10 protein-coding genes are annotated in these 12,383 nt (G+C 61.7%); 5 read left to right on the top strand and 5 right to left on the bottom strand.

Features of this window, described 5'->3' with window-relative positions; all coding sequences use genetic code 11:
- Positions 1-47: 47 nt before the first annotated feature.
- Positions 48-431 carry a glycine cleavage system protein GcvH gene (gene gcvH, locus QRN61_RS01610; protein WP_027610498.1) on the top strand — a complete coding sequence of 128 codons (384 nt, stop codon included), beginning with the start codon at positions 48-50 and terminating at the stop codon, positions 429-431.
- Between the two features lie 56 nt (positions 432-487).
- Here the strand turns inward: gcvH and QRN61_RS01605 are convergent, their stop codons facing one another.
- The gene (locus QRN61_RS01605; RefSeq protein WP_285373063.1) at positions 488-1,630 is read right to left on the bottom strand and encodes a DegT/DnrJ/EryC1/StrS family aminotransferase; all 1,143 of its coding nucleotides are present in this window, start codon (positions 1,628-1,630) and stop codon (positions 488-490) included.
- Between the two features lie 156 nt (positions 1,631-1,786).
- Here QRN61_RS01605 and gcvP point away from each other — a divergent pair, with 156 nt between their 5' ends.
- Positions 1,787-4,660, top strand: a complete 2,874-nt coding sequence (gcvP, locus tag QRN61_RS01600; protein ID WP_285373062.1) for an aminomethyl-transferring glycine dehydrogenase — start codon at positions 1,787-1,789, stop codon at positions 4,658-4,660.
- 190 nt (positions 4,661-4,850) lie between these two features.
- On the opposite strand, the gene QRN61_RS01595 is transcribed toward gcvP, so the two are convergent.
- The 3 genes from QRN61_RS01595 to QRN61_RS01585 all read right to left on the bottom strand — a co-directional run bounded on the left by QRN61_RS01595 (position 4,851) and on the right by QRN61_RS01585 (position 7,450).
- On the bottom strand, positions 4,851-5,171 hold the full coding sequence (locus tag QRN61_RS01595) for a DUF2388 domain-containing protein (protein ID WP_169843014.1): 321 nt from the start codon (positions 5,169-5,171) through the stop codon (positions 4,851-4,853).
- A 65-nt stretch (positions 5,172-5,236) separates the two neighbouring features.
- Entirely contained in the window at positions 5,237-7,021 is a 1,785-nt protein-coding gene (tfpB, locus tag QRN61_RS01590; RefSeq protein WP_027610501.1) for a type IV pilus assembly ATPase TfpB, read from the bottom strand.
- 90 nt (positions 7,022-7,111) lie between these two features.
- Positions 7,112-7,450 (bottom strand): ACT-like domain-containing protein, encoded by a 339-nt coding sequence (locus QRN61_RS01585; RefSeq protein WP_097089583.1) that lies wholly within the window; start codon positions 7,448-7,450, stop codon positions 7,112-7,114.
- A gap of 126 nt (positions 7,451-7,576) precedes the next feature.
- Here QRN61_RS01585 and QRN61_RS01580 point away from each other — a divergent pair, with 126 nt between their 5' ends.
- Positions 7,577-8,041 carry an Lrp/AsnC family transcriptional regulator gene (locus tag QRN61_RS01580; RefSeq protein ID WP_027610503.1) on the top strand — a complete coding sequence of 155 codons (465 nt, stop codon included), beginning with the start codon at positions 7,577-7,579 and terminating at the stop codon, positions 8,039-8,041.
- An 89-nt stretch (positions 8,042-8,130) separates the two neighbouring features.
- On the opposite strand, the gene QRN61_RS01575 is transcribed toward QRN61_RS01580, so the two are convergent.
- Complete coding sequence (locus QRN61_RS01575) at positions 8,131-9,501, bottom strand: CYTH domain-containing protein (RefSeq protein WP_285373061.1); 1,371 nt, start codon at positions 9,499-9,501, stop codon at positions 8,131-8,133.
- A gap of 156 nt (positions 9,502-9,657) precedes the next feature.
- Between QRN61_RS01575 and argE the strand changes: the two genes are divergently transcribed.
- Positions 9,658-10,812 (top strand): acetylornithine deacetylase, encoded by a 1,155-nt coding sequence (gene argE / locus QRN61_RS01570; protein ID WP_103368202.1) that lies wholly within the window; start codon positions 9,658-9,660, stop codon positions 10,810-10,812.
- Between the two features lie 267 nt (positions 10,813-11,079).
- Positions 11,080-12,378: an amino-acid N-acetyltransferase gene (argA, locus tag QRN61_RS01565; protein ID WP_007967974.1), complete on the top strand. Its 1,299-nt coding sequence runs from the start codon at positions 11,080-11,082 to the stop codon at positions 12,376-12,378.
- Positions 12,379-12,383 lie beyond the last annotated feature (5 nt).

Here is a 12,383-nt window from a genome sequence, read left to right as displayed (position 1 = left end):
TTTTCCGGCGGGCCTGACCGCTGACAATTTTCTTGAGGACACCGAGCATGAGCAATATCCCCGCTGAACTGCGTTTTGCCGAAAGTCATGAATGGGCACGCCTGGAAGCCGACGGCACCGTTACCGTGGGCATCAGCGATCACGCGCAGGAAGCGCTGGGCGATGTGGTGTTCGTTGAACTGGCCGAAGTCGGCAAGGTGTTTGCTGCCGGTGAGGCTGCCGGTGTTGTCGAGTCGGTGAAGGCCGCGTCCGACATCTACTCCCCGATCGGCGGTGAAGTGATCGCGGTCAACGAAACGCTGGCTGACTCGCCGGAAGAGCTGAACAACGATCCGTACGCCGCATGGATCTTCAAGCTCAAGCCAAGCGACAAGGCCGAGCTGGACAAGCTGCTGGACGCTGCTGCCTACAAGGCTGCCATCGGCGAATAAGCAGACTGTAATACTGCAAAAGCCCCGATCTCTCGGGGCTTTTTTGTAGGCGTCGATCAGGCGTCGCGCAATACCGCTTTCACTGCCGCCACCGAACGCTCGACGTCGTCCTTGGTCATGGTGGTGAACATCGGCAATGACACGATCAAGCGTCCAACGCGCTCGGCAACTGGCAACATGCCTTCCTTGAAACCGCGCTCGCGGTACAGACTCAGCAAGTGAATCGGTGGGTAGTGATAGCCGATGCCGATGCCTTTGGCCTGCATCTGTTCCATGAACGTGGCGCGGGCCGGCAAGCCGTCCTTGCGCTCCGGCAGGACCAGTTGGAACAGGTGCCAGTTGCTCTGGGTAAAGTCCGCCGGTGGCAGTTGGGCGCCATTAGTCGCTTCAAAGTCATCGCCAAAACATTTGAAGTAGTGCCGGGCCAGTTCCTGACGATGGGCGGTCAGCGCCTCGATATGGGCGAATTGACCCAGACCGATGGTGGCGGCGATGTCGGTCATGTTGAACTTGCCACCGAGCACATCGACGTCCAGACCATCAAAGCCGTTGCGGGTCACGCCCTGCAGGCGGTACTTCTCCGCCAGCCGCGCCTCTTCCGGGGTGTTCAGCACCAGGCAGCCGCCCTCGGAGCAGGTGACGTTCTTGTTCGCCTGAAAGCTGAACGACACGAAATCGCCGGTGGCGCCGATGCGCTGGCCGTTCCAGCTCGAACCCAGGGCCTGAGCGGCGTCTTCGACGATACGCAGATTGTGTTTGCGCGCGATGGCATATAGCCGATCCATATCCACTGGCAGACCGGCGAGGTACACCGGAATCAGCGCTTTGGTGCGCGGGGTGATGGCCGCTTCCAACTGGTCCAGATCGATGTTGCGGGTCACCGGATCGATGTCGGCAAACACTGGTGTGGCGCCGACTTCGAGGATCACGTTGGCGGTGGCGACCCAGGAAATCGGCGTGGTGATCACTTCGTCACCCGGCCCGATGCCGGCGATGCGCAAGGCGATTTCCATGGTGCAGGTGCCGGAGTTGAAGGTGCGCACCGGGCGTCCGCCGAAGTATTCCGACAACTGTGCTTCAAAGGCCTGGACCTTCAGCCCGCTGGTGATCCAGCCGGAGCGCAGCACATCGCCGACGGCGGCAATCGTGGCTTCATCAATGACAGGTTTGGAAAACGGCAGGAACGGCAGTTGGTTCATGAGGATTGGATCATCCGAAGGTTGGACGCCTGATGCAGGCGCTACAGCATGCCCCGGAACCCCCTCTGCCGCCAAGCCGTGCGCGTCGGGATCGGCTGCTATGCTGGTTTGACCGTGTTGCATTGACGCCGAGCGCCAGCCAAGAGAGAGCCCGTCATGTCCCAGTTGCCATCCTTGAGCCAGTTACGCGACCCCGAAGCTTTTCTGCGCCGCCATTTGGGCCCCGACGCCGCCGAACAACAGGCGATGCTCGACAGCCTCGGTCTGGGCAGCCGGGTCGAACTGATCGAGCAGACGGTGCCGCCGGGCATTCGCCTGAATCGGGCGCTGGACTTGCCGCCGGCCCTTGATGAGCAGGCGGCGCTGGCCAAGCTGCGCAGTTACGCCGAGCAGAATCAGGTCTGGACCAGCCTGATCGGCATGGGCTACCACGGCACGCTCACGCCGACGGTCATCCTGCGCAATGTGCTGGAAAATCCCGGTTGGTACACCGCCTACACCCCGTATCAACCGGAGATCGCCCAGGGCCGTCTCGAAGCGTTGCTGAATTTTCAGCAACTGACCATCGACCTCACCGGGCTTGAACTGGCCAACGCCTCTTTGCTCGACGAAGCCACCGCCGCTGCAGAAGCCATGGCGCTGGCCAAGCGGGTGGCGAAGTCGAAGAGCAATCTGTTTTTCGTCGATGAGAACTGTCATCCGCAAACCATCTCCGTGGTGCAGACCCGCGCCGAAGGTTTCGGCTTCGAGCTGATCATCGACGCTGTGGATAACCTCAACCAGCATCAGGTGTTCGGCGCGTTGCTGCAGTATCCCGACACTCACGGCGAGATCCGTGATCTGCGTCCGGTCATCGATCAGTTGCACGCGCAGCAGGCGTTAGCGTGTGTCGCCACCGATCTGCTGAGCCTGTTGCTGCTGACACCGCCGGGTGAACTGGGCGCGGACGTGGTGTTCGGTTCGTCCCAGCGCTTTGGCGTACCGATGGGCTACGGTGGCCCGCACGCAGCGTTTTTTGCCAGCCGTGAGGAGTACAAACGGGCGATTCCGGGACGGATCATCGGCGTGTCGAAAGACGCTCGTGGCAACGTCGCGTTGCGCATGGCCCTGCAAACCCGTGAGCAACATATTCGCCGCGAGAAGGCCAACTCGAATATCTGCACCGCGCAGGTGCTGCTGGCCAACATCGCCAGTTGCTACGCGGTGTATCACGGGCCGCAAGGCTTGAAACGCATCGCCCAGCGCGTGCACCGCTTGACCTGCATCCTGGCGGCGGGCCTTGAGCGCCATGGCATCCAAAGGATCAACGCACAGTTTTTCGACACCCTCACGCTGGAGGTTGGCGGCGCGCAGAGCGCGATCATCGACAGCGCCAAGGCTGCGCAGATCAACCTGCGGATTCTCGGCCGTGGCCGAGTGGGGTTGAGCCTCGACGAGACGTGCGATGAAAACACGGTGGCGAAGCTGTTCGATGTGCTGCTCGGTGCCGATCATGGTTTGAACGTCGACGACATTGACGCAGAAGCACTGGTTTCCGGCATTCCCGACCACCTGCAGCGCAACACGCCGTACCTGCGCCACCCGGTGTTCAATGCGCATCACAGCGAAACCGAGATGCTGCGCTACCTCAAGCAACTGGAGAACAAGGATCTGGCGCTTAACCAGTCGATGATCCCGCTGGGCTCCTGCACCATGAAACTCAACGCCACCAGCGAGATGATCCCGATCACCTGGCCGCAGTTCGCCAATCTGCACCCGTTCGCGCCACGGGAACAGGCGGTCGGTTACACCTTGATGATTGAAGAACTGGAGCGTTGGTTGTGCGCGATCACCGGGTTCGATGCGATCTGCATGCAGCCCAATTCCGGCGCTCAGGGCGAGTACGCCGGGATGCTGGCGATTCGCAAATATCACGAGAGCCGGCAGCAGGGCGCGCGGGATATCTGCCTTATCCCCTCCTCGGCCCATGGCACCAACCCGGCCTCGGCGCAGATGGCCGGGATGCGCGTGGTGATCGTCGAGTGCGACGAGGCCGGCAACGTCGATCTGGACGACCTGAAAACCAAGGCTGCCGAGGCGGGGGACAAGTTGTCGTGCCTGATGGCGACCTATCCGTCGACCCATGGTGTGTACGAGGAGGGCATCAGCGAGATCTGCGAAGTTATTCACCAGCACGGCGGGCAGGTGTACATGGACGGCGCCAATCTCAATGCGCAGGTCGGGCTGGCGCGGCCGGCGGACATCGGCGCCGACGTGTCGCACATGAACCTGCACAAGACTTTCTGCATTCCCCACGGCGGTGGCGGGCCGGGCATGGGGCCGATCGGTATTCGTGCGCATCTGGCGCCGTTCGTTGCCAATCACCCGGTGGTGCCGATTGACGGCCCGCTGCCACAGAACGGCGCGGTCAGCGCGGCGCCGTGGGGCAGTGCGAGCATTTTGCCGATCAGCTGGATGTACATCGCGATGATGGGGCCGCAACTGGCGGATGCCAGCGAAGTGGCGATCCTCGCGGCGAACTATCTGGCGCAGCATTTATCCGGCGCATTCCCGGTGCTCTACACCGGGCGCAACGGGCGGGTGGCCCATGAATGCATTCTCGATCTGCGGCCGTTGAAGGCGCAGACCGGGATCAGTGAAGAGGACGTCGCCAAGCGCCTGATGGACTATGGTTTCCATGCGCCGACCATGTCATTCCCGGTGCCAGGGACGTTGATGGTCGAGCCAACCGAGAGCGAGTCCAAGGCCGAACTCGACCGGTTTATCGGCGCGATGCTGAGCATCCGCGCGGAAATCACCGAAGTGCAGAACGGCAACTGGCCGGCGGAAGACAACCCGCTCAAGCGTGCTCCACATACCTTGGCCGACGTCACCGGAGTCTGGGAGCGGCCTTACAGCATCGAGCAGGGGATCACCCCGGATGCGCACACCAAGGCGCACAAGTATTGGCCGGCGGTGAATCGGGTGGATAACGTTTATGGGGATCGCAATCTGTTTTGTGCCTGCGTCCCGGTAGACGATTACCGCTGATTTCCAGGTTGTACAACCGTCCAAATGTGGGAGCGAGCCTGCTCGCGAAGGCGTCGTGTCAGAAGACAAACATGTATCTGACCCACTTTATTCGCGAGCAGGCTCGCTCCCACAGGGGGGGCGTGGTGAATTCGACATTACGGGCAAAAAAATGCCGCTCGATCGAGCGGCATTTTTGTTGGCGCCCTGCTTACTCGGAAGCCACTGCGTTCTTCGCCAGAATCGCATTCGCCAGTTCCATGTCCGTGGCCTGCAGGCCCGGATTGTCGGCGCGGACTTTCTGCATCGCTGCTTCCAGGTACGGCCCACGGATGCCGCCATCGCTGGCGACGAAGCTACCCGCATCGTCCTGTGCGGCAACGATTAGCTTGTGATCCTTGAAGGTCAGGTAGGTCGAACCGGTGGTGGCGCCGGACGAAATGACGTTACGCCAAAAGCTGTCGGCCATCGCTGAACCAACGGGAAGGGACAGCAAGGCAAGGGTGGCGACAGCAAGTTTGAGACGCATGATTGAGTGACTCCTGGGGGTTAACTACGGCGTTGGATAACGATTCGCCAATCCGGTTCCGTAGTGGCCTATTTCTGCTCGCTCTGCGGTGTCACCCGCAGCACTTCTTCGAGGGTGGTCAGCCCCGCCGCGACCTTCTGCGCACCCGACAGGCGCAGGCTGCGCATGCCTTCCTTGAAGGCTTGCCGGCGGATGGCGGTGAGGTCGGTGTCCGGGGTGATGAGCGCTTTGAGGCTATCGCTCAACTGCATGATTTCGTAGACCCCGGCGCGTCCGCGATAACCGGTGTCGCGACACTCCAGGCAACCGATAGCGCGTTGCGCATTGCCCGGCAGCGGCGCCTGCCAGGGCCGGGTCAGGGTTTGCCAGTCTTCCTCTTCCAGCGTCAGCGGCGCCTTGCAGTGCGGGCACAGGGTGCGCACCAGACGCTGGGCCATGACCCCGAGCACCGTGGCTTTAATCAGATAGTGCGGCACGCCGAGTTCCAATAGCCGACTGATCGCGCTGGGGGCATCGTTGGTGTGCAGGGTCGACAGCACCAGATGGCCGGTGAGTGCCGCCTGAATCGCCATTTCCGCGGTTTCCAGGTCGCGAATCTCGCCGATCATGATGATGTCCGGGTCTTGCCGCATCAGCGCGCGTACCCCGGCGGCGAAACTCAGGTCGATGTTGTGCTGGACCTGCATCTGGTTGAACGCCGGCTCGACCATTTCGATCGGGTCTTCGATGGTGCAGAGGTTGATCTCCGGCGTCGCCAGTTTCTTCAGCGTGGTGTAGAGCGTGGTGGTCTTGCCCGAACCGGTCGGCCCGGTGACCAGGATGATGCCGTTGGGCTGGCGGGTCATGTCCTGCCAGCGGCGCAGGTCATCGGCGGAAAAGCCCAACTGATCGAAGTCCTTGAGCAGCACTTCCGGGTCGAAGATCCGCATGACCATTTTTTCGCCAAACGCGGTGGGCAGCGTTGAGAGCCGCAGTTCCACTTCGCCGCCGTCCGGGGTCTTGGTCTTGACCCGGCCGTCCTGGGGTTTGCGCTTCTCGGCGACGTTCATCCGCCCGAGGCTTTTCAGGCGACTGACGATCGCCATGGTCACCTGCGGCGGGAATTGATAGACGTTGTGCAACACGCCATCGATGCGAAAGCGCACGGTACCCTGTTCGCGGCGCGGTTCGATGTGGATATCGCTGGCGCGCTGCTGGAAGGCGTACTGGAACAGCCAGTCGACGATGTTGACGATGTGCGCGTCGTTGGCGTCCGGCTCCTGATCACTGGCGCCGAGGTTGAGCAGTTGTTCGAAGTTGCCGAGGTTGCCGTTTTGCTGATCGGCGTTGTTGGCGCCGCTGACCGATTTGGCGAGGCGGAAGAACTCGACGCTGAAGCGCTGGATGTCCACCGGGTTGGCGACCACCCGTTTGATCGGCAGCTTCAGCACGTGGGTCAAGTCAGCCTCCCAACCGGTGACGTAGGGCTGGGCGCTGGCCACGACCACCGCATCGCGGTCGACCGCCACCGCGAGAATCTTGTGGCGTTGGGCAAAGGCGTAGGACATCAGCGGGGTGATCGCCGCAACGTTGATCTTCAACGGGTCGATGCGCATGTACGGCTGGCCGGCCTGCTGCGCCAGCCACAGGGTCAGGCTTTCCAGGTCCAGATGTTTGCCCGGACGGCTGAGGTCATCCAGTTGCTGGCTGGCGATGAACTCCAGCGGATGTTGCTGGCCGTGGGTCGCATGGCGGCGCCGGGCGTTGAGCGCCTGCTCCGCCGAGTCCTGGCTGATAAAGCCTTGGGCGACCAGCTCACGCAACACATCGTTGAGATCCAGCCAGCGGTCCTGAGTGGCGAGTTGAACGGACATGCGGGCTCCTTTTGAACGACTGTGCGCAAAGGATAGTCGTGGCCCCGCAGACTGTTGGGCCACTACCCGACAAAGCCGTTGCCGGATTTGTCAGCCGGACGCCTGGGCCGGCGCAGCCCACGCCGTGTCGGCGTCTTGCAGGTTCACCGAGCAGACGCTGATCAGGTTACGAAGTTTTTCCGCAATCACCTGGGCGCGATGCCAGCTCAGACCGTCAATGACGATATCGATCGACAGCAGATCGTCGAGCCGCTCGACGTGGACCTGTTGCGGCGTGAGGAATTGCAGCGCAAACAGATTCAGCACCCGCACCAACAGATCCGGCTCGGCTTCGGCGAGCAACTGATAACGCGCACAGCGGTGGGCATTGTTGACGTTCCACACATCGGCGCGGGGCGCAGGGGTATTTACGGCTTCGAGGTGAGGCATGTCCGGTCTCCAGAGTCAGTGGAGGAATTTTTACATTCGATGCCGGGCATTTCTTGTCTAAGATGAGCGGATTCGCGGATTGCTCGACTGGAACGATTCGCAAAATGATCATTTTGAGGATTGATTATGCATAGCGAGCTGGACAGCTACGACCGGCGGATTCTCGCCCTGCTGCAAGAGGACGCGTCACTGTCTAGCGCGCAGATCGCCGAGCAGGTGGGGCTGTCGCAGTCGCCGTGCTGGCGGCGGATTCAGCGGATGAAGGAGGAGGGGATCATTCGCGGGCAGGTGACCTTGCTTGATCGCAAGAAGATCGGCCTGAACACGCAGATCTTCGCCGAGATCAAACTCAACGCCCACGGGCGTTCGAACTTCACCGAATTCACCGAGGCGATTCGCGGTTTTCCGGAAGTGCTGGAGTGTTATGTGCTGATGGGTGCGGTGGATTTTTTGTTGCGGATTGTCGCGGCGGACATCGAGGCGTATGAGCGATTCTTCTTCGAAAAGCTGTCGCTGGTGCCAGGGATTCAGGAGGTGAACTCGATTGTGGCGCTGTCGGAGATCAAGTCCACAACAAGCTTGCCTGTCTGAGGTAAGGCAGATGGCCTCTTCGCGAGCAGGCTCGCTCCCACAGGGGATTGCATTCCAATGTGGGAGCGAGCCTGCTCGCGAAAGCGGTTTTACATGCGCAGCAGCATTTTCCACGCACGATTCTGATAAACCGCAATCGCCTGCTGCTTGCGCGCATCGAGCAGTTCGTCAGTGATGGTCGGTTCGTTGGCCAGTTGCGCCAGTTTGTTCAGCTCGCCGTACAGGCGATCCATTTCCGCGATCTCCAGCACGTTACGCGCATGGTGCAGCCAGACCTGGATGCGTTCGATGCGCGGCAGTTGCTCGGCCAGATCTTCCGGCTGCTGCTGATAGCGCTGCAGTTGCAGGGACGTGGCTTCTTCGCCGAGCATGCGCGGCAGCCAGCTGTGCAGTTGCGCGGCGCCCTGACGATTGCCGCGGGTGTTGCGCTCGGCGGCCCAGGTGCGGGCCAGCAGCCAGCGCGAAACAGTCAGCGAGAACAGGCCCCAGCGTGGGTCTTCCAGTTCTTCGAGGAATTGCTCCGGCGCGGCCTTGCGTACGTCTTCGTCTTCGATACCGACCTGAACCAGTGGGCGCCAGTCTTCCAGCAATGCGTCCAGCGCCACGCGCAGGTCGTGAGTGGCCGGACGCGGTGCGGCCTGGCCGAGGCTGCTGAGCAGGGCGCGCATTTCCGCGAGGTTCTCGACCCAGTCCTGCAGCAGGCGCCAGTGGCCGTTGAAGCGATATTGTTCGGCCAGACGCTGGCTGCTGCCGAGCAAGTGCCAGAGCAGGGCGGCGAAGGCGTCGTCGAGTTGGGTTTCCGGGGTCAGTTGCGGCGCGGGCAAGCTCAGCGAGTAGCTGTTGGCGTCGTACAGACGGTAGCCGCGCTCGGCCTTGCTGATGTCGCACGGCATCAGGGCCAGGGTTTCGGCCAGTTCGGCGGCCAATTCCAGCAACGCGGCAGGCTCACCTTCGCGCAGTTCCAGTTCCAGCTCGCAGATTTCTTCTTTCTGTTTGCCGACCACCACGTGACCGAGGTCCAGCGCGGCTTCGATCACCACTTTGGCCTTGCCGCGGCCCCAGGCGATTTCCGCACGCTCGCGGACGAAATCTGTGGTGAAGATCGGTTTCAGGGTTTTCTTGTCCAGCTCGGCCAGCGCCTCGGGCCAGCATTCGCCGTCGAGTTTCTTCACGTCGAGCTTGGCTTTGGGCAACTTCCAGTCGTACTCGTTACGCTCGGACAGACCGGCCACGCTCTGGCCGCGGGTCTTGAGGGTCTGAATCACTTCGTCACCGTCCTTGCGCAGACGCAGGGCGACTTTGGCTTGAGCCAGATCGCGCTCGGGGGTGTCGAAGTACTGGTTCATCAACTCACGGCGTTCCCAGCCATTTTTGTTGCGTTTTTTCAGTAGCGGGTGCTCGCGCAGGGCCGCGAGGGTTTCGCGGCTGACGCGGAGTTTGATTTCGGTTTCTTTCTGCATGGCCGGAAAATCCAGGATCGGGAGCGCAGCCGGGGGAATGTGTGGCTGCCAAGGCCGTGCAGTGTACAGGACTCAAACTTCCTACGCCCTGCGGCGGTTTATTCCGAGCGCCGGATGGCTCTATGATGGACTTCAAATCGGGAGTTGGAGTCAGCGATGCCTTTGCCATCCATGCAAGACCAGTTCGCTGCACTGATCGCCGCACCATCGGTCAGTTGCACCCAACCGAGCCTGGATCAGTCCAACCGGGCGGTGATCGATTTGCTTGCCGGCTGGCTGGGGGATCTGGGCTTCAGCTGCGATATCCAGCAGGTCAGCCCCGGCAAATTCAACCTGCTCGCCAGTTTTGGCAGCGGGCCCGGCGGCCTGGTGCTGGCCGGGCACAGCGATACTGTTCCTTATGACGATGCGCTGTGGCAGACCGATCCGCTGAAACTCACCGAAGTCGATGGTCGCTGGGTCGGCCTGGGCAGTTGCGACATGAAGGGCTTTTTCGCCCTGATCATCGAAGCCGTGCAGCCGCTGCTCGAGCAACCGTTCAAGCAACCGCTGCTGATCCTCGCCACCTGTGATGAAGAGAGCTCGATGTCCGGTGCCCGGGCGCTGGCCGAGGCCGGCAAGCCACTGGGCCGTGCGGCGGTGATCGGCGAGCCGACCGGGCTCAAACCGATCCGCATGCACAAGGGCATCATGATGGAGCGCATCGATATCCTCGGGCAGAGCGGCCATTCGTCGGATCCGCGCCTGGGCCACAGCGCCCTCGAAGCGATGCACGATGCCATTGGCGAGCTGCGCGGTTTGCGTCTGCTATGGCAGCGTGAATTCAACAACCCGCAGTTCAGCGTTCCACAGCCGACCATGAACTTCGGCTGTATTCATGGCGGCGACAACCCCAACCGGATTTGCGGACAGTGTTCGCTGGAGTTCGACTTGCGCCCGTTGCCGGGCATGGACCCGAAAATTTTGCGTGCGGAGATTCTGCGCAAGCTCAACCCGGTGGCCGAGCGGCATCAAGTGAAGATCGACTACCAGCCATTGTTCCCGGAAGTGCCGTCGTTTGAGCAGGCCGAAGACGCTGAATTGGTGCGCATCGCTGAAAAGCTCACCGGTCATAGTGCCGAAGCAGTAGCGTTCGGCACCGAAGCGCCTTATCTTCAGCGCCTTGGCTGCGAAACCATCGTGCTCGGCCCTGGCGACATCGCCTGTGCACACCAGCCCGGCGAATACCTTGAAATGTCACGTTTGCAGCCTACCGTGCATCTATTGCGGCAGTTGATTGAACATTACTGCCTGACAGCTGACGAACGATGATCAACCCCTGTGGGAGCGAGCCTGCTCGCGAAAGCGCCATTCCAGACACCTCAATGTCGACAGATACACCGCTTTCGCGAGCAGGCTCGCTCCCACAGGAGGTATGTGTTTTATCCGATCAAACGCTGTAAATTGCCAGCACCCCAACCCGTATTCATGAGGAGAGCGCGCGTGTCGCCAAGCCTGTTCCGACGATAACCATCAGCCCGCTGTGCGTTTTCCGTTTCGCCCTTATTTCCGGCTGCTATTTATTACAGGCCCAGGTTCATGCCCGAATACGTCAATTGGCTTCGTCACGCGTCCCCTTACATCAATGCCCACCGCGACTGCACCTTCGTCGTCATGCTGCCCGGCGACGGCGTGGAGCATCCGAACTTCGGCAACATCGTCCACGACCTGGTGCTGCTGCACAGCCTCGGCGTGCGCCTGGTGCTGGTCCACGGTTCGCGCCCGCAGATTGAAACCCGCCTCGCTGCGCGCGGCCTGACCCCGCACTACCACCACGGCATGCGCATCACTGATGCGGCGACGCTGGAGTGCGTGATCGACGCGGTCGGTCAGCTGCGTATCGCTATCGAAGCGCGGCTGTCGATGGACATGGCCTCGTCGCCGATGCAGGGCTCGCGCTTGCGGGTGGCCAGCGGCAACCTTGTGACCGCGCGGCCGATCGGCGTGCTCGAAGGCGTCGACTATCACCACACCGGTGAAGTGCGCCGGGTCGATCGCAAAGGCATCAATCGTCTGCTCGACGAGCGTTCGATCGTGCTGCTGTCGCCGCTGGGCTACTCGCCGACCGGGGAAATCTTCAACCTCGCCTGCGAAGACGTCGCCACCCGCGCCGCCATCGACCTCGGTGCCGACAAGCTGCTGCTGTTCGGCGCCGACCTCGGTCTGATCGACGAGAACGGCAAACTGGTGCGCGAACTGCGTCCGCAACAGGTGCCGGCGCATCTGGCGCGTCTGGGCAACAACTATCAGGCGGAGCTGCTGGATGCCGCCGCCGAGGCTTGCCGTGGCGGCGTGGCGCGCAGCCATATCGTCAGTTATGCCGAAGACGGTGCGCTGCTGACCGAACTGTTCACCCGCGACGGTGGCGGCACACTGGTCGCGCAAGAGCAATTCGAGCTGGTGCGCGAGGCGGCGATTGAAGACGTCGGTGGTTTGCTCGATTTGATCAGTCCGCTGGAAGAGCAGGGGATTCTGGTACGTCGTTCGCGCGAGGTGCTGGAGCGCGAGATCGAGCAGTTCAGCGTGGTCGAGCGCGAAGGGATGATCATCGCCTGTGCGGCGCTGTACCAGATTGCCGATTCGGATGCCGGTGAGCTGGCGTGCCTGGCGGTGAATCCGGAGTACCGTCACGGTGGTCGAGGCGATGAGCTGCTGGAGCGCATCGAGACCCGTGCCCGGGCGCAAGGGTTGAAGACTCTGTTCGTTCTTACCACCCGTACCGCGCACTGGTTCCGCGAGCGCGGGTTCGAACCTAGCAGCGTCGAGCGTCTGCCGGCGGCACGGGCGTCGCTGTACAACTATCAGCGTAACTCGAAGATCTTCGAAAAGACCCTCTGAAGATT

The organism is Pseudomonas sp. lyk4-TYG-107, from assembly GCF_030209055.1.
Lineage (GTDB): Bacteria > Pseudomonadota > Gammaproteobacteria > Pseudomonadales > Pseudomonadaceae > Aquipseudomonas > Aquipseudomonas putida_A.
Note: the sequence above shows the minus strand (reverse complement) of the source record. Positions and strands in the feature narration are given on the sequence as shown.